The sequence below is a fragment of the Coriobacteriia bacterium genome (genome assembly GCA_013336165.1).
Taxonomy (GTDB): domain Bacteria; phylum Actinomycetota; class Coriobacteriia; order Anaerosomatales; family JAAXUF01; genus JAAXUF01.
Genome location: JAAXUF010000001.1, coordinates 298454 through 321380 on the forward strand (window position 1 = coordinate 298454; position 22927 = coordinate 321380).

General features: G+C 59.9%; 22 protein-coding genes and 1 tRNA gene. 3 read left to right on the forward strand and 20 right to left on the reverse strand.

Going from position 1 to position 22927, the window contains the following annotated elements:
• Positions 1–8 precede the first annotated feature (8 nt).
• The 19 genes from rpmA to HGA39_01575 form a co-directional block, all read right to left on the reverse strand.
• On the reverse strand, positions 9–263 hold the full coding sequence (gene rpmA / locus HGA39_01485) for a 50S ribosomal protein L27 (protein NTW28025.1): 255 nt from the start codon (positions 261–263) through the stop codon (positions 9–11).
• An 18-nt stretch (positions 264–281) separates the two neighbouring features.
• Complete coding sequence (gene rplU / locus HGA39_01490; GenBank protein ID NTW28026.1) at positions 282–680, reverse strand: 50S ribosomal protein L21; 399 nt, start codon at positions 678–680, stop codon at positions 282–284.
• A gap of 123 nt (positions 681–803) precedes the next feature.
• Entirely contained in the window at positions 804–2291 is a 1488-nt protein-coding gene (locus HGA39_01495) for an Rne/Rng family ribonuclease (protein NTW28027.1), read from the reverse strand.
• 18 nt (positions 2292–2309) lie between these two features.
• Positions 2310–3002, reverse strand: a complete 693-nt coding sequence (locus HGA39_01500) for a DUF2344 domain-containing protein (protein NTW28028.1) — start codon at positions 3000–3002, stop codon at positions 2310–2312.
• Entirely contained in the window at positions 2995–4863 is a 1869-nt protein-coding gene (locus tag HGA39_01505) for a TIGR03960 family B12-binding radical SAM protein (GenBank protein NTW28029.1), read from the reverse strand. Before HGA39_01505 ends, HGA39_01500 begins: the two co-directional genes overlap by 8 nt.
• Entirely contained in the window at positions 4860–5840 is a 981-nt protein-coding gene (locus HGA39_01510; protein ID NTW28030.1) for a DUF697 domain-containing protein, read from the reverse strand. Before HGA39_01510 ends, HGA39_01505 begins: the two co-directional genes overlap by 4 nt.
• 21 nt (positions 5841–5861) lie before the next feature.
• Positions 5862–7019 (reverse strand): rod shape-determining protein RodA, encoded by a 1158-nt coding sequence (gene rodA, locus HGA39_01515; protein ID NTW28031.1) that lies wholly within the window; start codon positions 7017–7019, stop codon positions 5862–5864.
• Entirely contained in the window at positions 7016–8881 is a 1866-nt protein-coding gene (gene mrdA / locus HGA39_01520) for a penicillin-binding protein 2 (GenBank protein NTW28032.1), read from the reverse strand. Before mrdA ends, rodA begins: the two co-directional genes overlap by 4 nt.
• 53 nt (positions 8882–8934) lie before the next feature.
• Positions 8935–9447 carry a rod shape-determining protein MreD gene (gene mreD, locus HGA39_01525; protein ID NTW28033.1) on the reverse strand — a complete coding sequence of 171 codons (513 nt, stop codon included), beginning with the start codon at positions 9445–9447 and terminating at the stop codon, positions 8935–8937.
• Position 9448: 1 nt separating this feature from the next.
• Positions 9449–10303 carry a rod shape-determining protein MreC gene (mreC, locus tag HGA39_01530; GenBank protein ID NTW28034.1) on the reverse strand — a complete coding sequence of 285 codons (855 nt, stop codon included), beginning with the start codon at positions 10301–10303 and terminating at the stop codon, positions 9449–9451.
• A gap of 18 nt (positions 10304–10321) precedes the next feature.
• On the reverse strand, positions 10322–11347 hold the full coding sequence (locus HGA39_01535; protein NTW28035.1) for a rod shape-determining protein: 1026 nt from the start codon (positions 11345–11347) through the stop codon (positions 10322–10324).
• A gap of 180 nt (positions 11348–11527) precedes the next feature.
• Positions 11528–12190 (reverse strand): DNA repair protein RadC, encoded by a 663-nt coding sequence (gene radC, locus HGA39_01540; GenBank protein ID NTW28036.1) that lies wholly within the window; start codon positions 12188–12190, stop codon positions 11528–11530.
• Positions 12191–12335: 145 nt separating this feature from the next.
• The gene (locus tag HGA39_01545) at positions 12336–13598 is read right to left on the reverse strand and encodes a Ni/Fe hydrogenase subunit alpha (GenBank protein NTW28037.1); all 1263 of its coding nucleotides are present in this window, start codon (positions 13596–13598) and stop codon (positions 12336–12338) included.
• Positions 13595–14338, reverse strand: coding sequence for an NADH:ubiquinone oxidoreductase (locus HGA39_01550; GenBank protein NTW28038.1), 744 nt, complete (start codon positions 14336–14338; stop codon positions 13595–13597). The genes HGA39_01545 and HGA39_01550 overlap by 4 nt, the downstream gene beginning before the upstream one ends.
• Entirely contained in the window at positions 14339–15193 is an 855-nt protein-coding gene (locus HGA39_01555; GenBank protein NTW28039.1) for an oxidoreductase, read from the reverse strand. It lies immediately after the preceding gene.
• Positions 15190–16215: a 4Fe-4S ferredoxin gene (locus HGA39_01560; protein NTW28040.1), complete on the reverse strand. Its 1026-nt coding sequence runs from the start codon at positions 16213–16215 to the stop codon at positions 15190–15192. The genes HGA39_01555 and HGA39_01560 overlap by 4 nt, the downstream gene beginning before the upstream one ends.
• A 92-nt stretch (positions 16216–16307) precedes the next feature.
• Entirely contained in the window at positions 16308–16691 is a 384-nt protein-coding gene (gene ndk, locus HGA39_01565) for a nucleoside-diphosphate kinase (GenBank protein NTW28041.1), read from the reverse strand.
• A 73-nt stretch (positions 16692–16764) separates the two neighbouring features.
• A complete protein-coding gene (locus tag HGA39_01570) occupies positions 16765–18099 on the reverse strand; it encodes a tetratricopeptide repeat protein (protein ID NTW28042.1) in 1335 nt (444 codons plus the stop codon).
• A 7-nt stretch (positions 18100–18106) separates the two neighbouring features.
• Positions 18107–18667 carry a peptidylprolyl isomerase gene (locus HGA39_01575; GenBank protein NTW28043.1) on the reverse strand — a complete coding sequence of 187 codons (561 nt, stop codon included), beginning with the start codon at positions 18665–18667 and terminating at the stop codon, positions 18107–18109.
• Positions 18668–18885: 218 nt separating this feature from the next.
• Between HGA39_01575 and HGA39_01580 the strand changes: the two genes are divergently transcribed.
• Positions 18886–20946 carry an elongation factor G gene (locus tag HGA39_01580; protein NTW28044.1) on the forward strand — a complete coding sequence of 687 codons (2061 nt, stop codon included), beginning with the start codon at positions 18886–18888 and terminating at the stop codon, positions 20944–20946.
• Positions 20947–20995: 49 nt separating this feature from the next.
• On the opposite strand, the gene HGA39_01585 is transcribed toward HGA39_01580, so the two are convergent.
• A tRNA-Arg gene (locus HGA39_01585) sits at positions 20996–21071 on the reverse strand.
• Positions 21072–21146: 75 nt separating this feature from the next.
• On the opposite strand from HGA39_01585, the gene HGA39_01590 reads away from it, so the two are divergent.
• Positions 21147–22064, forward strand: coding sequence for a diacylglycerol kinase family lipid kinase (locus HGA39_01590; protein ID NTW28045.1), 918 nt, complete (start codon positions 21147–21149; stop codon positions 22062–22064).
• A 1-nt stretch (position 22065) separates the two neighbouring features.
• Complete coding sequence (locus tag HGA39_01595; GenBank protein ID NTW28046.1) at positions 22066–22776, forward strand: glycerol-3-phosphate acyltransferase; 711 nt, start codon at positions 22066–22068, stop codon at positions 22774–22776.
• Positions 22777–22927 lie beyond the last annotated feature (151 nt).

The window sequence follows — 22927 nt, forward strand, 5'->3', positions numbered from 1 at the left end:
GGGCCTGTTTAGGCTTCGCTCGGTCGGACGTGAACGCGGCGCTTGAGCCCATGCGTGAACTCCACAATGCCGTCGCACAGCGCGAAGAGCGTATCGTCCCCGCCTCGTCCCACGTTCCCACCGGGATGAATGTGGGTCCCGCGCTGGCGAACGATGATCGAACCAGTGGTCACTTCTTGCCCCGAGAACCGCTTGACCCCTAGGCGCTTGGCCTTGGAATCGCGACCGTTCCTTGTTGAGCCGAGACCTTTCTTATGTGCCATTTCTCAGGATCCCTGCCTCTAAGCCTGTTCGGAGGATTCGACCGTCGCAACGACGGCTGCATCCTCGACTTTGTCGGTCTTCTTCTTTGCTGCGGCCCTCTTCTTGGGTGCAGCTGCAACATCGGTGATGCGGACATGCATCAGATCCTGGCGATGTCCTTTGAGGCGCTTGTAGCCTTTGCGCTTCTTGAACTTGAAGATGATCGCCTTTTCGCCTTTGTACAAGTCGACAACCTCGCCGGTCACCTTTGCGGTGGCCAACAGGGCGGGATCAACGATAACGTTTTCATCATCGGCGAGAAAAACGACGTCGAAGGTGACGCTCTCGCCGATAGCAGCATCCAGCTTCTCAACGGAAACAACGTCGCCGACTGCGACCTTCACTTGTTTGCCGCCTGTGGCAACGATTGCGTACATTCCGGGAACCTTCCACTCGTATCAATGCGCGAGGAGACATGCTAACAGGGAGATACCCCAGCGTCAACGCCGGAAATCATCGTCCCGCTTCACACGCCACCGGGTGTTGCCACACAGTCTACCCTATTCCGGGTTCCTGCCAAAAGCACCGGTCCGTCCCTCGATCAGGATGCGAACTTCCGTAGGGCCGGTCTCGTCGTCCGGCACGATCGAAACCTGCTTTCCGGTCTCGGCACGAAGCGATGCCGCCGTGTTCGCGCCGGGTGCCATCACCAGTTCATACGTCTGAGGACTCAGGCCAAAGAGATACGCGTTGGATTTCCCGGTTCTAAGAATCTCCCTCATCCGACGCTCGACAGCGATACGCCGAGTTGTTCGCGAAATGACGCGTCCTTCGCCCTCGCAGTTCGGGCACGGTTCGGTCAGCACTCCATACAGGCCGTCTGTCACGTTCTTGCGGGTGATTTCCACGAGGCCCAGGCGCGAGACGTCGCTCATCCGCGTCTTCGTACGGTCGCGTTCGAGCGCCGCACCGAGACGTTCCAAGAGGAGTGCACGGTGAGCCGGGTCCTCCATGTCGATGAAGTCGATTACGATGATGCCGCCAATATCGCGCAGCCTCAGCTGTCGGACGGTCTCCTCGGCGGCTTCGAGATTGGTGCGAAAGATCGTCTCCTCAAGGCTCTTCTTCCCTACGAACCTGCCTGTGTTCACGTCAACTGCGGTCAGGGCCTCTGTCTTGTCGATGGTGAGGTAGCCGCCGCTCGGCAGAACAACGCTGCGTCGCAGCGCCGAGTCGATCGTCGGCTGCAGTCTGAACTCGTCGAAGAGTGGCGTCTTCTCCTTGTACAGGTGTACCCGCCTCACAAGGTGCGGCGAAGTCCGCTTGAGAAATGAGACTACTTTCTCATACGTCGCCCGGTCATCTATCGCCAGGCGGCGAAACTCCTCTGAGAAGACATCGCGAACAAGCTTCAACGCGAGATCCATCTCCATGTAGATGGTCTCGGGCGCAAGCGCTTCTGTCGCCTGATGGTTGACTCGGTTCCAGAGTCTGAGCAGGAAGTCCAGATCGTTGGTCAGGTCGCGCTCTGCTACCCCTTGAGCGGCCGTCCGGACGATGATCCCTGTCTTCTCCGGCACCAGCGGAGCGACGATCCCGTGCAAGCGCTCGCGCTCCTCCTCGGGCAACTTTCTCGAGACTCCGATGAAGTCTGAGAAGGGCATCAGAACCAGGAAGCGTCCCGGGAGGGTGATCTCCGTTGTGACGCGCGCGCCTTTGGTTCCCATGGCGTCCTTGAGAACCTGCACCATCACTTGTTGTCCGGGCTTGAGCAATGTCTGTATGTCCCTCTTCGGGACATCTTCGAGACCTTCCGGGTTCAACACTTCGTCGACATAGAGAAATGCGTTCTTCTCCAGGCCGATGTCCACGAATGCTGCTTGCATGCCCGGCAGCACATCGGACACCTTGCCGAGATACACGTTGCCCACAACGCTTCTTCTCGGCCGCTCGATATAGAGCTCGACCAGCGCGCCATCTTCAAGAAGCGCGACGCGAGTCTCGTTCGTATCGTGCGAGATCAACATCTCGCGATCCAGATCAGCCAATTCCCTTCAGCTCTCCCGTCACAGAGGGCGTGTGTGGAGTTCCCCTTCGCTTTCGAAATAGGTTTCCACACGCGTCGTACTTCTGACGGACGCATCGAGGGATGCGGAGCTCAGGGCCGCCCGGACAAGCAACTCGGGACGAAGAGACCCTTCGGGTCCCATTCGGACGGTGAGTTCAACCGTGCACCCACCTTCTGCCTCCTTGACACGCATCTCTTCCGGGAGACTGCGCGTCAAGTCGAAAACTTTTTGTTTGTCCCTATGCTGTACGGTCAACGTACCTAACTCAACAATCCCCGCAAGCGCCGACTGCACCTTACCTACCTCGGAGTCTCTCCCTTCCACCTCCACGTGATATACCGCAACAGTGATCCCCGCCGCAAGCGAGACCTCCCTCTCCGGTACGTAACCGACCGCGGTTGGCGCAAGATCTTCCGCGGTGGCGTCGACAAGGCGCTTGAACACCTCGTCGATGCCAGTGTAGCGCGTTAGCCATACATCGTAGTACTCATTCTCTCCGGCAGTTCCCACCGGGAGGGCAGGGCCGAATGCGATCTTGATGTGGGGGCTGAATCCTTGTGTCACGGCGTACTTGAGCCCGGCCCGGCGAGTCGCCCGCTCCAGTGCTCGTACAACCTCCAAGTGAGAGAGCCAACGCAACCTGCCTACCTTGCCGTAGCGCACGCGCAGTCTGTATTCGCCGCTAGCCACGTCTCTCCCCTCCCAGCACCACTTCGACCCCGAGATCCCCGCATACGTCGCATCCGGTACAGGATCCAAAACTGCAGTCCGGCGTCGTTACCGTGCCAAGAGCCCTTGCACGCTCACTAAGGAGGTACTTTCGCGACACCCCCGCCGAGATATGGTCCCACGGGAGCGGCTCGTCCTCGGTCCGTTGCCGATTTGCGATCGCCGAGGGATCCACGCCGCAACACTCGAAGGCGTCTGCCCACCGTTGCAGCCGGAATTGCTCGGTCCACGCATCAAACTTCGCTCCGCCGCGCCAAGCCGATTCGATTACATCGGCAATTTCCCTGCCGCCGCGAGCCATAACGCCCTCAAGAAACGACTCCTGCGCATCGTGCCAGTGCAAGTCTATGCCCTTGCGAGGCATCGAATCACGCAGGATCGCCTGACGACGTCTCACCTCATCGAGCGGGATCTGCGCCTCCCACTGGAACGGAGTCTGCGTTTTGGGAACGAACGTCGACACCGATACAGCAACCCGGATAGAACCACGTGCGGAAGGCGGCGTGGCTGCGCGCGCAACCGCGAACGTCCTTGTCACGAGTTCGCCTATTCCTTGCACGTCGGCATCGGTCTCCGTGGGAAGGCCGATCATGAAGTACAGCTTGACCCTGCGCCACCCGGCTGCAAACGCGCGCTCCACGCTGCCGAGCAGGTCTTCCTCGGTGACATTCTTGTTTATGACGTCGCGAAGCCGCTGGGTGCCGGCCTCAGGGGCAAACGTCAACCCGCTCTTCTTGCCGCCCCCGGAGACCAGATGCGCCATTTCGACCCCGAAAGCGTCGACACGCAGCGAAGGCAGCGATACCGAGACACCGGTTCCCTCGAGCCTGCGATGCAGTCGACGCAAGATCTCTTCGATCTGGCTGTGATCGGTCGTCGACAGCGATGTGAGCGAGGCCTCGTCGTAGCCACTGCAGGCCAGGCCGCTCATGACTTCGCGCACAACCGTGTCGGCCGAGCGTTCGCGCACAGGCCGATACACCATCCCTGCCTGACAGAACCGGCACCCGCGCGTGCATCCGCGAAGGATCTCCACGCTGAAGCGGTCATGAATAACATCCACGAACGGCACGACACCGCGCACCGGCGGTGCCACGCTCTCCAAGTCGCCAACTACCCGTTTGGTGATCTGCGCAGGCGCATTCCCGAGAGGTTCGATCCCCTTGAACGCTCCTGAACCATCTCGGGTTTCCGTGTATAGCGATGGAACGTAGACGCCGGGGATCTCGGCAAGTCGCGTTAGGATCTCCGTCCGGGAAACGCCGGCGTTCTTGGCCTCGCGGTGCACCGCAACGATCTCAAGAATCGCGTCTTCGCCTTCGCCGATGAGGATCGCATCGAAGAACGGTGCCACCGGCTCGGGGTTATAGACGCACGGCCCGCCACCCACGACGAGCGGGTGCGACACGTCGCGATCCGCGGACCGAAAGGGTATACCCGTCAGATCGAGCGCCTCGAGCACGTTCGTGTAACTCAGTTCGTGAGGCAGCGTGATGCCGAGAAGGTCGGACTCGCAAACCGGCTTGCACGACTCGAGAGAGAACAGCGGAACGCCGTTCTCGCGCATGAGAGCCGCCATGTCCAACCATGGAACGTACGCACGTTCTGCGGCTACGTCTGCGACGGCGTTGAGGCGATCGTACAGAATCGCAATGGCTTGGTTGGGCTGGCCGACCTCATAGGTATCCGGATAGACGAATACGGCGCGATAGCCTGCTTCAGGTTTGTGAACGGCTCCCCACTCCCGGTCGATGTAGCGCGCCGGACGCTCCACACGGCCCAGCAATGCCTCCACACGAGGCCAGAGGTCCTCCTGCGTCACAAGGCATCGGTCATTTCGCCTTGAATGCTCTCTGTGGCGGGGATCGTCACGTACGCCGTCTCCGCGGTGGCTTCCGTCCGAACGGAAGTCGCGCTCATCCGCTTGCGTGCAGTCCCCGCTACTTTCTCGCGAACTTCCCTTATCTTCGTCGCAAGTCCAGCCGGATCACCGCCAGCCTCGAAGTACTCCAGGGCTGCATAGCCCATCGCCAAGGTGCCGGAATAGCCGATACCCGCCTTCAGTGCCCAGCCCAGCCCGGGAACGAAATCCAAGGCTTGCCTCGCAACTGCCCTGAGGACGAACCCTCCGCCGACAACCGCTGCGAGTTCCTTGATGCGCTCGGGTCCCAACTCCTCCCCGTACGCAGCAGCGATCTGCAACACCATTTTCGCTTGGTTGGCCGTCATGATAGGCATGTCGGCACCGGGCAGAATCACAACGAATCCGATGACGGCATTCTGAAACGCCGTCGACCGTATGGCCTCCTCGGCGACGGCCCGGCGAACGAACTCGAAGTTCGACGCAAGTGCGATCCTCTTACCGTGCAACCGGTCCGCGAGCCACTTTCCCAAGGCGCGCACGGCTTGCTCAGGATCCTCGGCTGCAACCGTGTCGAGAATCGGATGAGCTAGACGCTCAGATAGCGGCAACGCATCGCCGAAGGCGACGACAACACTCGGAACAAACCGCTCCCTTGCCGATACCAGAGTGCGCCCCAAAGTGGCGCCCTCACCGGCAAGAGCAACAACCGCATCAGCCGCCGGGTCGACGATGAGCGTCTCACCGGGAGCCACCACCTCGATGTGAAGCTGCGCACCGGTGGTCAGCGGCCGCAAGGCGATCCGGACGGCGTCCACAAGGACGTCAGGCGCATCCACGTCGACAAAAATGGCTATGCGCACCGGCTTGCCCTTCTCGGCACTCAGGTCTCGTCCGGAGCTCAGGATATCCCTGATGTCCACAGGCAGTTTCATCATCTAAACGCCCCCAATTTCGTGTCAGATTCCCGGAATGCCCTGGCGGCGCGTCCATACCGAAAGAAGCAGACCTATTCCAAACATGTTCGTAACCATAAACGAAGAACCGAAACTCATGAAAGGAAGTGGAATACCCGTGATGGGCATGAGTCCAATCTGCATCCCGATGTTCTCAAGAACCTGGAAGATCCACATCGCGATCAATCCGGCGGCGATGAGCGACCCGAAGAGGTCCCTCGACGAAGCCGAGATGGACAATGATGCGACCAGCAGGGCCAGATACAAACCCAGAAGCACGATCACTCCGAAGAAGCCGAACTCCTCTGCGGTGACAGCGAAGATGAAGTCGGTATGCGGGTTCGGCAAGAAGCGCAGGTTGGTCTGAGTGCTGGATCCGAGCCCCTTGCCCGAGAACTCACCGGAACCGATGGCTATCTTGGCCTGCTTCAGGTTATAGCCGGCACCCAGCGGGTCCCGGGTCTCGTCCACGAAAACCATCAGCCGGTCGATCTGATACTGCTTAATGAGAACGTCCTTACCCAACGCCTTGTCGAGTACGGAGTTGAGGCCGAACAGCGCTCCGACGAGAAGTGCCGCCGATATTCCGAGAATCGCGAACCAGCGGGGCTTCAGGCCGCCGATGAGAAGCATCCCCGCCGCAATGGCGACAAAGACCATTCCGGTGCCGAGGTCGGGTTGCACAAGTATCAGCCCAAGCGGAACGGCCAGAATCCCCACGAGTTTGAACACGTCTGAAGGCTTGTCGATCGACCCTTTGTGACTGGCAATGACGGATGCGAGCACGAGAATGGTCACGATCTTCGCCGGCTCAGAAGGTTGAAACAGCCTGATCCCACCGATCGCAAGCCAGGAGGTCGCACCGTTCACGGTCGATCCCAAACCAGGAATCTTGGGAGACAGGATCAGTAACGCATCCAGAATCAGCAAAGGACCCGTCCAACCCTGAAACTTCCGGTAGTCAAACGCCCACGCGCCGATCATGAAGACGCCGCCCAACCCAATCCCCAACAACTGGCGCTGGAAGAGAGCAGAACCGCCGGTCATTCCCGACGTCGCCGATTGCACCATCACGCTTCCGGCAGCAAGCAACAGGATCGAGACCACGACGAGCGGCCAGTTGACAAACCATAGACGCGGACGCTCGTTGACCCTCGTCATCTCGACACGTCCGTGGCGGTGACATGTTCGATCTTCAGATTGAGCAGTGCAGCGAATATCTGCCGCGCGGCAGGTCCGGCGATTGAGCCTCCGTGGCCACCCTGCTCGACGAGAACCGCAACTGCGTAAGTGGGGTTGTCGGCAGGCGCGAAGCCGACGAACCAAGCGTAGTCATCTATTCCCGCTACCTCCGCGGTTCCGGTCTTGCCCGCAACCGTCACCGGAAACCCTTTGAAGGCGTCATACGCGGTACCTCCCGACCTTGTAACGCTCACCAATGCCGCCTTCATTGCGGCCAGATTCTCGGCGGACGTCCCCGTGTCGAAAGCCACTTCCGGCTTGTACTCGTACACGGCCTTACCATCGGCCCCCAAGACCGCTTTGAGAATATGTGGCTTCATGACCTTTCCGCCGTTCGCGATACCGGCGTAGGCGTTCACGAGTTGAAGAGGCGTCACAAGTAGGTCGCCTTGGCCGATAGCCAAGTTGACGGTGTCGCCGGGATTCCAGCCCTGATACTCGGGGTAGTTCTGGTTGTAGGCCGCCTTCCATGCGGCGTCCGGCACGCGGCCGACAGCCTCGCCGGGAAGGTCGATTCCGCTCTTCTGACCAAATCCGAACTTGCGTGCGAACGCCTGCAGCTTCTCGCCGCCGTCGTTATAGAAGAGATAGCCAAGGTGGTAGAAGTAGATGTCGCATGAGTCCCGAATCGCCGTCGTGAACGATTCCACTCCGTGGCCCGCATGGTTCCAGCAGTATTTCTTCCACTGCTCGCCCATCTCGGTCCAGACACCCTTACAGTTGTAGGTGGTGCCGGTGTTCAGCATCTTGTCCTCAAGCCCAGCCAGCCCCACGACCGCCTTGAAGGTGGATGCCGCGGGATACTGACCCATGATCACGCGGTTGGTCAACGGGTAGTTCGAATCCTTGCTCGTAAGTGCCGTCCAGTTCTTCTCCGAGATCCCGCCAAGAAAGAGCGACGGGTCATAGGTAGGAAGGCTCGCCATCGAGATGATCTCGCCTGTCTTCACATTGATAGCAACGGCAGCCCCCGCTTTTGCGGCCGGGAAACCACTCTTATGCGCATCATCGATAGCTTGCGCAAGTGCCTGCTCAGTGACAGCCTGAACGGCGCTGTCTATGGTCAGTTGGACGTCCTTACCCGCTACCGCATCAACCTGCTTGATCAGGCTCTGGATCTTACCGGTCGCGTCGACCTGATAGACGTTGCTTCCACGAACGCCCTGAAGCACATTCTCGAATTGGACTTCGGCTCCCGACTTGCCGACGAGGTCACCGTACTGGTACGCGGTAGAGCCGGCGTTCGCTATGTCGGATTGCGATGCCTCTCCAATGTAGCCCAGCACGTGCGCAGCCAGCATCCCCATCGGGTAGACCCTGACGGGCTGAGCCCGTACTTCAACCCCTGGGAACAGAACCGAGTTCTCTGAAATGTATGCGACGGCGGCCATCGGGACGTCCACCGCGACTATCCGTGGAGCCAACGCCTGTTCTCGCACGTCGGAAGCCCGCGACACAACGTCGGCCAACGGTATGTTGAGCGCCGTCGCAAGACGCCCCAACAGCGCCGAATCGCCCTTCGCCGATGCGTCGACGTACACCGCCATTGTGGCTCGGTTGGTCACCAGTTCCTTGCCTTGGCTGTCGAGTATTCTGCCGCGAGGCGCTGCTGTGGTGACTTCTCGAGTGAGATTCTTATCGGCCTGCTTCGCGTACGCGACCCCGTTGAGAACCTGCATGCTCCACAGCCTCGCGAGCAGAAGGCCGAGAACGACAATGACAACCACGCCCAAAGCGGCGTAGCGACCCTTAAGCTGTTGCTGGTAATTCGGCAATCGCATTGCTCCAGAGACTCGTGTACCGACCAATTAGCCGAAGACGATCGGCTTGAGCACTAAGCCAAACGGCGAAATGTCTTCATAGGCTGGTCCTGGCGCAAGAAACGCGCCAACCAAGGATAGATGAGCAAAGCAAGAACGGTGTTGTATACAGCGCCCGGCACTATCCTTGTGAAGAAGATCGACCACAACGCTCCGCCTGTTCCGAGCAAGTCGAGCATGAGCACGTAGGCAACGCCCGTCATGAGTGAGGCAATAGCCAGAACCGTGAGCGGCAAGAGCCAGCCCTCGGCGAATATCGCCTCGTGCATGGTTCCGGCGAAGTAACCCGTTATCGACAGGACAAGCGTCATCGGGCCCACCGGCCCTGACCCCAGAAGGTCAAACAGGAGTCCCGCGGCAAAGCCCAAGGTGGTACCCGCGTTCGGTCCCTGCACCAAGGCAAGTGTGATCACTGCGAGCAACAGGAAATTGGGAACCACGCCGCCAATCGCCAGGTAGGGCGCAAAACCTGCCTGAATGACAAACGCCGCCAGAAGCATCGCAGCAGTCGGAAGTCCCTTCTTCACGCTATTTGCCTCCCGCCGCTTGGGTACTCGAGGCTGTCCCGAGAAGCACTAGGACCTCCTCGAGCTTGCTAAAATCGCCTGCAGGCGCCAGCCGTATGGTCTGATACAGATTCGATGGCAGGTTCTCGATCTTGGTCACTTCTCCGATCAGCAGTCCCTTCGGATAGATGCCCCCGATTCCTGAGGTGACCACCAGGTCCCCAACCTTCACAACCGTATCGCGACCCACAAAATCCAGCTCCAGCACGCCTTCAACCGATCCGCGTACGATGCCTGCGGCACGGTTCGTTTGAATCAAAGCGGCGACTCCGGAGTCGGCATCGGTGATAAGCCTTACCTGCGCCGTATGGGCCGTCACCTCGATTGTCTGTCCCACGACCCCCGCTGCGCCTACAACCGGCATGGCAACGGTTACCCCGTCGGCCGAGCCACGGTCTATCGTAATGACTCTTGAGTAGTCGGTAGGTTGTCCGATAACCCGGGCGCCCAGAGTCTTCAGGCCGTTCGTTTGAACGAATCCGAGCAGGCTCGTCAGCCTTTGATTCTCCAGCGCCGCCTCTTCGAGGGTCGCCACCCGATTACGAAGCTCCTGGTTCTGCGTTTCGAGCGTTTGGAGCTGGCTGCGAGAGACTCCCAGGTCCGCTATCCATGCAAAGGTCTTTCTCGCAGGTCTCGTCACGAACTCACCTGCCGACTGCACCGGAGCTGCAACCGTCTGAATGGCAGTACGAAGCCGATGAACCGGTCCCGTACTGCCCTCGCGAAACCAAAGGGTGATAAGGACGATCGACAGTACGATGAACAGGATCAGAAGTCCTGATCGACGTGATCGTGCTTCAGGTTGAGAGACTCTCATTGATCTGTCGTGATGGGACTATCGGCCACCCTGGAGCACCTTCTTGAGGGCGTCTATCTCCTCAAGCGCTTGCGCTGAACCTTCGCAGACATTGGTTAGCGCGCTTTCGGAGACATGCACGGGCATTCCGGTCTCGTGGCGAAGTCGCTCATCGAGACCCTTCAGTAGCGCCCCCCCACCGGTAAGCACGATCCCATACTCCATCAGGTCGCTCGCAAGTTCCGGCGGCGTCTGCTCCAGCGTCCCTTTGACCGCCGCAACAATCGCAGCTGTGGGCTCCTCGATGGCTTCCCTGATCTCCTCGGACTCGATCACGAGAGTGCGCGGCAATCCGGTCAACAGATCCCGGCCACGCACCTCAACGTCGATTTCTTCTAGAAGTGGCCACGCGCTTCCGATTTCGAACTTGATTTCCTCGGCCGTGCGCTCCCCGATGAGGACGTTATAGACACGCTTGATGTGAGCGATGATCGCATCGTCAAACTCGTCGCCGGCAATACGGACAGACTGTGAGACTACGATGCCACCCAACGAGATGACGGCAACTTCGGTAGTTCCGCCGCCGATATCGACGACCATGGATCCTGTGGGCTCTTGGATCGGCAGGCCCGCACCGATCGCGGCTGCCATCGGTTCCTCGATCAAGTACGCATGCCGCGCGCCCGCGGACATAGTCGCTTCAAAGACTGCACGCTTCTCAACTTCGGTCACGCCTGAGGGCACGCACACGACAACGCGCGGCTTGGGCTGCCAAGGAAAGCGCTTCACACGCGTCTTGTTGATGAAGTAACGCAGCATCGCCTCGGTGACCTCAAAGTCGGCGATAACTCCGTCCTTGAGCGGACGAATGGCAACGATGCTTCCCGGGGTGCGGCCAAGCATCCGCTTCGCCTCGATGCCCACCGCGAGAACACGCTTCGTGCTCTTCTCGACCGCGACAACAGAGGGCTCTATAAGCACTATCCCCCGGCCACGCACCGAGACCAGTGTGTTTGCAGTGCCGAGGTCGACGGCCATGTCGCCGCCCCAAGAGTTGAAGAACATATCAACAAGCGACACGGTCGCTCCTTTTCTTTTCGTCGGCTGCCGACACGACGCCGCAAGTCCTGCGCCACCAACCCGGCAGCTGTATGCCAAGACCGGCTCGGAAACGAACATCTCGAGCCGATCACATTGAACGTGGATGAAGTTTAGCACAGTGCAGTCCGCTCGCAGTGTGTCCTGCTACATAAGACCAAGGTCCTTCAGGCTGGCATGCTCTCCACCGTCGCCGATCACCACGTGGTCGAGCACCTCGATCCCCAACACATCGCCCGCCTTCACGAGACGGCGTGTGAGCTGGATGTCGGCTCCGGAGGGGGTCGGATCACCGCTTGGATGGTTGTGGACAACCACAACCGAGGCCGCAGACACTTTCACCGCGTCCTTGAACAGCTCCCGCGGGTGGACAATCGATGCGTTCAGCGAGCCGACGGAGACTTCGATCATCCTGAGCAGCCCGTTCTTCGTATTAAGTGCAAGCGCCCAGAAATGCTCACGGTCCAACCCCCGCAGTTGTGCCGAGCACAGATCGACCACGTCCTCAGGCGTGGAAATGGTTCGACGCCGAGAAGAGCGCCACGTTGCAGCCCTGCGGCTCATCTCAAGGCACGCCAACACCCGCGCAGCCGCAGCCGGCCCCACGCCTTCAAGCGCGACTAGGTCTTCCGCACACACGCGCCACAAGCCATCGGGGATGGGGTGTTCGGCCAGAAGTGCGCGCGCCTTGCTCCCCTCTTCCTCTCCGATCAACACCGAGAGAAGTCCCGCGTCCGAAAGAGCCTCGGCATGTCCGGAGAGCAGAAGCTCCCGAGGCCTTGCCTCGAAGCTCGTGAGACGCGGTGCCATCCTGTGCCCTCTCTGTCGCGGTGCCGAGGAGAGAATCATCCCTAAAGCGTTTCCATAGAGCTTGCCGCAACCTTGCCGCAGCAACACGAAGCGGCCTGACGGATACCCCGTCAGGCCGCTTGCTTCATACTCTTCTGCGATGCTCCTAGTGCACGGAGCAGGACAAACACGGATCGTACGCACGAACAAGCTGTTCGACGCGCAGTATGAACTCTTCCTCAGGAAGATGAACCACGGTGGGCGCAAAAGCCCGCATATCGGCTTCCAGATTCGCCAGATTCTGCGCGGTCGGAGTGATAACGTCACCTGCCGTCAGAACGCCATCCTCACCAATTGTCACCGAATGGTAGAGCGTTCCGCGAGGGGCCTCGGTTGCCGCTGTACCTTCACCGGCACGAATCGTGTACTTCACGGGAGCGCTTGAGCCTGTGTCCTCAAGCAGCGTCTCGCACAGAATCGCGCATCGCTCGGCAGCATCCACCAGCTCGATAGCCTGACAGAGGTTGTTGTAGAACGTGTTCTTCGAAACCGCTCGGAATCCCGCCTTAGACGCGACGATACGCGCAGCCGGGGTCAACCGGTCCCATGACAAATTGACACGCGGTAGCGAACCGACCATGAACGTCCGGCCGCCGACAGTCGAATGCTTCGCGTTACTGTGGCCAACCACCGACTCATCGACAAACTGCCGGTATTCGCTCACCGGGCGGCACCACCCCGCGTCCAGCGCGCAGATCTCTCCGTCATAGATCGCATAGTCGCCGTCGTCGTGAAGAGCCAGCATTTCGCCTTGCGTCTGAAATGTTGGTATGTCAAAGGTGGAGAAGAGCGCGACGGTCTCGACAACATCATTGGCCACGGCATGAAGCCGAGCCGCGAAGGTCTCAAGATCATGCGCGCTTGGCTCGGCGGTGAATCCTCCGACGGCCGCAGCAATCGGATGCACCGGACGCCCACCCACCATCGTCGTGAGTTCGTTGCCGAGCTTCTTGATCGCAAGCGCCCTATGGAACACCTCCGGGTGAGTCTCGGCAAGCGGGAGCACGTTAGGCTGACCAACATAATCAGGAGCCGCCAAGATGTAGAGATGCGTCGCGTGATTCTGCAGGTAGGAGCCGTGGACGAGAAGCCTCCGGAGCATCTTCGTGCGCTCCGAAACCTCAATGCCCATAGCGGCCTCGACGGCTTTGAGCGAAGTTACCGCGTGATTTGGGGAGCAGATTCCGCAAATACGCGAGGTGATGAGCGGCGCCTCGTCGAAACGGCGTCCGACAATCATCGACTCAAAGAGACGGGTCGGCTCGATGATGTCCATGCGAATCTCGCCGACGACGCCGCCTTCGACCTCGACAGAGATGGTGCCGTGCCCTTCGATGCGGGCGACGTGCTCAACGGTAAGGGTGCTCATCGGACGACCCCCTTTGCAGAGTTATAGAGTGACAGCGCTGAGTCGAACTTCTCGGCGGCGATACCGTGAGACACCGCGATCGCCCGAGCGGCCACGAGATTCGCATCGGCAGCGATGCCTCGGCATCCCGTGCACGGGCGTCCCAGGGACACACACTTCGCTCCGCAACCGGTGCGGGTGATCAGCCCCATGCAAACCGTGCCGCTCTCATAGAAGCAGACGTTCTCCTCGATCTTGCACGCGGCACACATCGGTTCGCGAGGAATGTGATCCGAGACTGCCATGAGGGCGCGCTGCAGAACCGCTACGAACTCGGCCGGTTCAATCGGACAACCGGGAACCCGGTAGTCAACATCGATGATGGCGTCAACCGGCAGAGGTGATATCCGGCCGCCGAATGCAAGGGCGCTGCCCTCGCCATAGACGACGTCAAATCTATCCTCGAGAACTCCCGATGTCGCGAGCGCCGGAATCCCGCCGGTCACCGCGCAGGCTCCGATAACGATGACGGTGCCCGCAGTCGCGCGGACCCGCTTGAGCAGCTCCACGTGTTCGTCAGTCGTCACCGCACCCTCAATGACCGCAACGTCGTACTCCTCAGGAACATGACCGCTCGAAGCGAGCTGCCAATACGCGAGGTCGAACTGGCCGAGGACTTCGAGCAGCTTGTCATCGGCGTTGGTGATCTGAACCTGACAACCATAGTCACTTGCGAGGCTGAATACAGCTACCTTTGCCATCTAGATCGCCCCCTGCAGGTTCATGGCTTCCCAGTAGTTGAATACCGGGCCGTCGATGCAGGCGTACTGATGGCCGACACCGCAATGGCCGCACTTGCCGATCCCGCACTTCATGCGGCGTTCGAAACTCACGTAGATGCGGTCGGCATCCATGTTCTTCTTGCGCATCTCGTCGATAACGTAGCGGTACATCACCGGAGGTCCGCAGATCGCGCCGTACGTGGCCGCAGGATCGATTTCGATGCGGTCGAAGAGCTTCGTGACCAAACCGACTTCGCCGTCCCACGATGCATCGGGAGTGTCGACGGTCATGATGAGATCAAAGTCATCGCGGTGCTTCCACATGTCGAACTGCTGACGGAACAGGATCTCCCCCGGGTTGCGAGCGCCCAAGAGGATCGTTACGCGGCCGAAGTCATGGCGCTCATCGTGGATGTGATTGATGAGCGACTTGAGCGGAGCGATGCCCAGACCGCCGGCCACAAGCAGGATGTCGTGGCCCTTCATCTCTTCAAACGGGAACCCTCTGCCAAACGGGCCTCGCAGCCCCACTATGTCGCCGCACTGCTTGGAGTGAAGCGCGCTCGTAACGTCTCCGGCCTTTCTGACGCACAACTCGATGAAGCCCTGCTTCGACGGAGCCGAGGAGATGGAAATCGGTGCCTCACCTACCCCGAATACCGACACCTCAACGAACTGACCTGCGTCATGTACGAATGCCTCGCGAACGGTCTCGTCGATGAGGCGCAATTCGAACAGCTTCTCTTTTTCGGTCAAGTCGATGATCGAGGTGATGCGCGCAGGCCAAGGGCGGTACGGGTTCGCGCCGAGGTCACGATATGTTGTGGTGCTCATTGCGCAACACCTCCGCCCTGGAGCGCCTTGATGACGACGCGCGGGTTGATGTCCGCCTTGCAGGCGTTTTCGCAGCGCCCGCAGCCTACGCAAAGCACACGGCCATACTTCGAAAGGTACCCCCACTGTTTATGGTAGTAGCGATACTTCACGCGACTGGCGCGGGTACCGCGAAAGTTCTGTCCATGAGCCACCTCGGCGAAGTTCGAGAACATGCAGGAGTCCCACACACGCTCACGCTCGCCGGTGGCCCCATCGATGGAGAGGCGATCGCGCACATCGAAGCAGTAGCACGTGGGACACACCATCGAACACGCCCCGCATGCCAAGCACTTCTCGCCGAGCTCTTCCCACACAGCATCGTTGTACTTTGCATCGATGAGCAGCGGCAGCTGAGAGGTGTCGACCTTCTCACTGAAGCTCGCCTTGAATTCGCGCGTGACGCGCTGGAAATCCTCGGTATCCTCGGCTGTGATCGGGCGAGTCTCGACAAAGCGGTCGAGCAACTCGGCGCCCTTGACTGACTGGACCGAAACGAAGTAGCGGTCTCCCAGGTCCGAAAGGAAAAGATCGAACCCGGAGTGCACTTCGTCGGTACCCCACGCATCGCAGAAGCATTCCGGACGCGGTTTGCAGTTGATGCCGATAACGAGCGTCGACTCACGGCGCGCCTTGTAGTATGGGTCCTCGTATTCGCCGAGGAACACGTTGTCCATGAGTCCCAGTGCGTTAATGTCGCAGGGATGTACTCCGAACAATGCCCTCGGGGGAGATTCGAGCGACTCGGAACGAACGTCACTATCCGCCATCGAAAAGCCCATGAGAGGTTCGGTCGGCGGAGTGAAGAATGTCTTTGGCGGCAAGAGCGTTGTGTCGTAGTCGAGTCTCAACTCCTCGGCGCCCGCGATGGGCGCAAACACAAACTTCTCGCCTTTGGCGACGGGGCCGATCACTTCGTAGCTCTCGGCCAAGCCGTCTATCAGATCGGGTAAGCGCAACTTGTCCATTATGCGAAAGAACATGGTGTTACCCCTTACTCCCTAGAGAAACGCACGTCCCGCCGGGGACGCGAGGATAGCCCCCATGCATAAGAGCCGTCCTCAAACAATTTCGCCTAGCCGCCGAAGAATATCGCGATTTCCCGCTCGGCCGATTCGTCGGAATCCGAACCGTGGATGATGTTCGCATCCAACGTCAGACCGAAGTCGCCGCGAATGGTGCCCGGAGCGGCATCTGCCGGATTGGTCGCCCCGATCAGCTTCCGGCACACGCCAACGGCGGATTCACCGGACAATACCATCTTTACCACAGGGCCAGATGTCACATAGCCGACAAGACCCTCATAGAACGGCTTACCGACATGCTCGGCATAGTTGGCCGCTGCCTGCTCGGCTGTGACTGTGCTGAGCTCCATGCGCTCTATAGTCAAGCCAACGCTCTCGAATCTCTTGACGATCTTGCCGACCAAGCCCCGCGCAACCGCGTCGGGCTTGACCATTACGTAGGTCCTCTGATTCACTCGCACGCCTTTCTGTCGGATCCGATGGGTCTGTCAGGCCTCTTCAGCTCAGTTAGCTGCCACTTCCCGTGGAGAGCCAGTCGTTGTCAATTCCCGTGACCTTCCAACCGAGACCCTCTCGTGCGAGAGTCACCGTAAAACGTAGCGCCGCGCCCGATTGCGGCGTGACGGTGATAGTCGTGCTTGAATTCTGTCTGCCTCGAACCACTCCGTCAACCGAGTATGTCTTGGAGACCGGCAACTTGGCCATCTCCTTTGCGACATCCTTCTCGGGAACGGCGACCCAGTAGGAGGTGATTGACGTGCCTGCACTGTAAGCGGAAAGCATGCCGCTGACAGTCTGCTGTTGTGTGGGCCAGCCGTATCCGGCCAACCAAGCGGCCACAGCAGCAGCACAGACAACCAGGGCGACTATGAGAACGGTCATGCGGACTCCACGCGAGCCGCCGGAAACGCCTTGCGCTCGCGCTTCCCTGCGCGCCGCACGATCGCGCTCTCGGAGTTGTTCATCGGTGGCGCTGAAGAATTCGGCGACGGCTCGGTCATCGCCAAAATCGAGCCAGCTAGCGACGGCCCCATCCCCACTGAGAACGACCTGCTCCGCGGAGGAATCAGCACCTTCCTCACAGCCCCACTCTTCCGAGTCCTCATTTAGCTGTTGCCCGTCAGAATCGGCCTTCTCGGTCGCCGAGGCGCGGAGGTGAGCCAGCGCAGCCTCATACGCCGCCCCGGCAGACGCCGAAAGGCCGTGCGCATGCAATTGCGTCGCCTTCTCGAACGCCTTGATCGCCTCTTCGTACTCGCCGAGAGCGACGTGCGCCTGTCCCAAGTTCGCGAGAGCCTTGCCCCGCCCTTTGTACTCGTCGAATCCAAGAGCCGCCTGATAGGCTTCGACCGCATCGGCCGGCCGCCCAAGCGCCATGAAGCACAGGCCGAGATTAACGAGTGCTTTCCCAGGATCTGAATTGCCCGGATCAAGGGCGGCCTTGCGATATGCTGCGGCGGCCTCATCGATACGGCCGCGCTCAAGAAGCGCCGAAGCCATGCCCTGAAGCGCTTTGTACGGTGTCGAGTAGTCTGCCTCCTTGAGCGCGTTTCCGTACGCCGCAACTGCCTCCGCATAGTCCGCAAGCGCAAAATGGGCTGCGCCAAGGTTCGCGTGAACCGCGCCACGCCGGTCATAGATCTCGTCGCGAAGGGCGTGGGCGTAGACCGTCACCGCGTCCTGATACCGACGCAGACGCAGAAGGGCGTTTCCCGCCATGTGGTAAGCCGCCCCGTTACCATCGGCCCCCCGTCCTGCGGACGCAAGGAACGTCTTCGCCGCGATGCGGTAGTCCCCGGCGTCATAGGCCTGCTGTGCCTCTTGGAAGCGGTTGTGGTCCATGATCGGGCTACGCCGTCACATTCAGGACTGTTATGGACTCGATGACGTCACCAACACACAGTGTGCCGATCACCTCAAGGCCTTCGATGGTCTGTCCGAATACCGCGTAGCTGCCGTCAAGAAACGACTGCTCACCAAGCGTGAAGTAGAACTGGGATCCGGCGGTATCGGGAGCGGATTGCCGTGCCATCGCAAGGGCGCCGTCGAGATGCGTGTTGGGGTTGGTCTCGCGATTGAACTCTCCCTTGATGTTGTAGCCCGGACCGCCCGTTCCCAGAGCAGGGCTATCCGCGTTGCAGGTACCCGGAACGGGCGGATTCGCCACGGCATACTCGACCGCCTGCGGAGACAGGTCCTTGGTCTGCGGGTCGCCACCTTGAACGACAAACCCGGGGACAAGCCTATGGAATTTGGAGTCGTCGTAGTAACCCTTCAACGCCAGCTCTATGAAGTTCGCCACGGTGATCGGAGCGTCTTTTCCGAACAGCTTGACCGTGATGTCGCCGCGATTCGTCTTGAAAACCGCAACCTCGTCACCGTTTGGCTGATAGCTCGGCGTATACAACATGGATGACCTCCTGCGCTTGCGCATCTGCGTTCCGGAACGAATACCTTCGTGTGATGGCTTCAAGGGATTCTAACAGGCGCAGGGTTCCCTGATAAGGACTCGCACTGCAGTCCATAAGAGGTAGACTACTCCACATGGTAGCCCGCGGTGCGGGAACGCAATCGCGGGCCATACCGTCACAACGGCGTGACGGTATGCTATCCGAGGAGGCGATGCACTTGGGAGCGCCGGGTACTGAGAACGTCCGCAACGTTGCACTTGTCGGACACGGCGGTGCGGGCAAGACCTCACTTGCTGAGGCAATGCTCTTTTTGTCCGGCGCAGCCAAACGGCTGGGAACCGTCGAAGACGGGCACTCCAACCTCGACTACGACCCCGAAGAGATCAAGCGCAAGTTCTCCATCAACCTCTCCCTCGCACCAGTCCTGCACAACGGCGTGAAGATCAATCTGATCGACACCCCTGGCTATGCGGACTTCATCGGCGACGCGATCGCAGGCATGGAGGCCGCCGAGATGGCGTTGTTCGTGGTAGACGCGGTCGCCGGTCCTCAGGTCCAGACAGAGCGCCTCTGGAAGCTTGCGGGAGACATGGGTGTCGCTCGCGCAATCTTCATCAACCGCATGGACAAAGAACATGCCGACTTCGACGCCGTCATGGCCGCCATCGAGGCGAAATTCGGGCATCGCGTCGGAGCAGTGCAGATCCCCCTCGGCGCCGAGTCCTCATTTCGCGGCGTCGTCGACATCATCCGCATGAAGGCCTACCACCACGAAGGCGACAAGGAGCAGGTGCTCGATATACCGGCGGAGTACGCGAACGCCGCCGATGCGGCGCGCGAGAAACTCACCGACCTTGTGGCGGAGGCGGATGAAGCCCTCATGGAGAAATATCTTGAGGGGGAACAGCTGACTCAGGCCGAGCTTGAAGCGCTGCTCGACCGCGCGATCGCTCAGGGCATCTTCATCCCCGTATTTGTCGGGTCTGCGGCCAAGCTGCAGGGTATAGAAGACCTCATGGACGAAATCGTCTCCTTCTTTCCCAAGCCCACGGCACATGGCCCGGTTCCCACCGTTGACGGCGGCGAGATTCACATTACGACAGAAGGCGCTCCGGCAGCATTCGTCTTCAAGACCATCTTCGACCCCTACGTCGGCCGCCTGAACTTCGTCAAAGTCCTCTCGGGCGCACTGAAACCCAACACCGAGTTCATCAACTCCCGCACGGGTAAGAAAGAACGCGTAGTCCACGTACTCAAGATGGTCGGCAAGGACTCCGTCGACATCGAATTCGCCCCCGCGGGCGATATCGCGGTGGTTCCCAAACTGGGAGACGTCCTCACCGGAGACACACTTTCCGAGAAGGGCGACCTTTCCATCGCCCCCATGCCGCTCCCCCTGTCGCTCTACCCGGTGGCGATCGTCGCCAAGACCAAGGCCGATGAGGACAAGCTGGGGACTGCGCTTAACAAGCTCGTCGAAGAAGAACCAACCCTCCTTCTGCGCCGAGACGAGGAAACTCATCAGACAGTCCTGTCCGGAATCGGCGATACCGCGATCGATGTGGCCATCGACAAGCTCAAAGAACGCTACAACGTTGAGGCGGAGTTGACCGACCTCCGTATCCCCTACCGCGAGACGATACGAAAGGTCGCGAGCGCCCAAGGCCGCCACAAGAAGCAAACGGGTGGGTCAGGTCAGTTTGGCGACGCATGGTTGCGCTTGGAACCCAATCGCGGGAAAGGCTATGAGTTTGTCGATGAAATTGTCGGCGGCCGGATTCCTCGGCAGTTCATTCCCGCGGTCGACAAGGGCGTGCAATCGACGATGATTGAAGGCGTGCTGGCCGGATACCCCATGGTCGACGTAAAGGTCGCCGTCTTCGACGGTTCCTACCACGCAGTGGACTCGAATGAGATGGCGTTTCGCACGGCGGCACGTGTCGGCTTCCGCCTCGCTGCCGAGAAGGCAGACATGGTGCTCCTCGAGCCGGTGGCGGTATTGACGATAGATGTCCCGGACGAATATGCCGGAGCGGTCATGGGCGACATGAGCGCCAGACGAGGCCGCATTCTCGGCATGGACAGCGTCGATGGCCAGCAACGCATCAAAGCGCAGATCCCGTATGCAGAAGTCGTCCACTACTCGCCGGTCTTGCGCTCGCTCTCGCATGGGGCCGGGAGTTACTCAATTCAAATTGGCGAATATGCAGAGGTCCCCTACGAGATGGCCAAGAAAGTCATTGAAGCGCACGAGAAAGTGCGCGCGGAAGGACACTAGACACGAGGTGAGGCCGACCCGCCGGGCCGGCCTCACCAGATTCTTTGGATGGTGCCCTCGGCAGGATTCGAACCTGTGACCTTCTGCTCCGGAGGCAGACGCTCTATCCTCTGAGCTACGAGGGCTTGCGGCATCAAGAGTGCCGAGCACGAACTCTATCATAACTTCCTGCAAACAAGCGACCACCAGACGGAGGCCACATGGCGCTCGGCAAGATGCTCTTCATCGTCAACCCTGCCGCAAAACATGGAGAGACCGCCAAGTTGCTCCCGGCGCTCAGGCATCATCTTCAAGGAGTCGCCGGATTCGACATTCAAGTGTCGGCCGGTCCACGTCACGCGCACGACATCGCCGCGCATGCAGTCGGTTACGACGTGGTCATCGCGGTGGGCGGCGATGGAACGGTGCACGAAGTTGTCAACGGCGTCATGGCGCATCCGGCTGTCTCACGTCCGGCTTTTGGCGTTGTGCCGACCGGGTCCGGGAACGACTATGCCCGCACGCTCGGAATGTCGAATGACCTGCCCACGGCTCTGCGCCAGATCGCAACCGGAAACCAGCGATACCTGGACTTGGGATTGTGCAACGGTACGTGGTTCGCCGAATCGATTTCGATTGGACTAGACGCCAGAGTCACTGTCAAAGCCGTCGAACTCAAGACCACAACCAAAGTCACGGGCTTGGCACTGTACATGCGGGCCCTGATCTATGTGCTCAACAACCAGTATCACGCGCACAAAGTCACCGTACGCTATGACGAGGATCTCGCATTCAAAACAGAGATGCTCATTATCGCCGTGACGAACGGTCCAACCTATGGCGGAGGATTCGTCGTGACACCTGACGCGGTTCCCTACGACGGGCTTTTCGATGTATGCCGCATCGACGGGATGCCCAAGGCCCAGGCGTACGCACGGTTGCCCTTCATTGTTCTTGGCAAACATACGAAGATGAAACCAATACACATGAGCCATGCGCGGAAGATACGTGTGGTCTCGGATACACCCGTGGAAGGACAACTTGACGGTGAGGTGTTCTTGGCATCCGAGTACGATATCCGGATCGAGCCCGGCGCGTTGTCAGTGATCATGCCCGCCCCTGCCGACAAGGAGCTCTGAGATGGGCGTAGTATTCCCGCAGTGGGTCGCTTTGCCGACGGCATGGCTTGCGGTGCTGTCCGTCTGCTATCTCATAGGGTCCATTCCCTTCGCCTACATCATCGTCAAGTTGAAGACGGGCGAAGACATCACGCTGCACGGAACCGGCAACATCGGCTCCATGAATGTACGACGCACGACGGGCTCCTGGTCTTGGTTCGCCGTCGCGGTGCTGTGCGATGGTCTCAAGGGCTTGGTCCCGGTTGCGGCAATCAAGATCGCCTCCGGGATGGACGCTTTCGTCCCGTTCGGGGTCTCTCTCGGCGGGCAATCCATCCTAGCCAATCTCCTGCCGCCAATCGCGGTGGTAGGCGTGGTGCTCGGCCACAACTATTCGATATGGATTGCGATCATCAAACGGAAGTTTGCCCAGACAGGCAAAGGCCTCGCGACAGGTGCAGGCGCGCTGCTTGTGTACGACTGGCGCTACTTCGTTGTGGTGCTGGTTGTTGGCCTGACTGTCATCTTCTTGACGCGCTACATGATGGCCGGTCAGGTCGCCGCGGCATTCGCCCTGCCGGTGGCATCGCTGGTGCTGCGCTCGCCCGACTGGCCGTTCGCCCTGTTCATGGGCGCACTCGTGTACGCCGCGCACCATAAGCGTTTCATGGGACTGCTCAAGGGCAAGGAGCCGCGCTTCTACATCAACGACGCGATGGGACCCCGAGGCTGACTGCAAGCAAGAAGGGCCGGAATATGGACCGCGCCCCTAAAGTTGGACCCGGAATGAAAGTTCCGGGTCCAACTCTCTTTTTGGGGGTGATGTCATGAAATGGGATGATGCAACAAAGACGGAGGCAGCGGAGCTCTTCTACGCAGGCTAC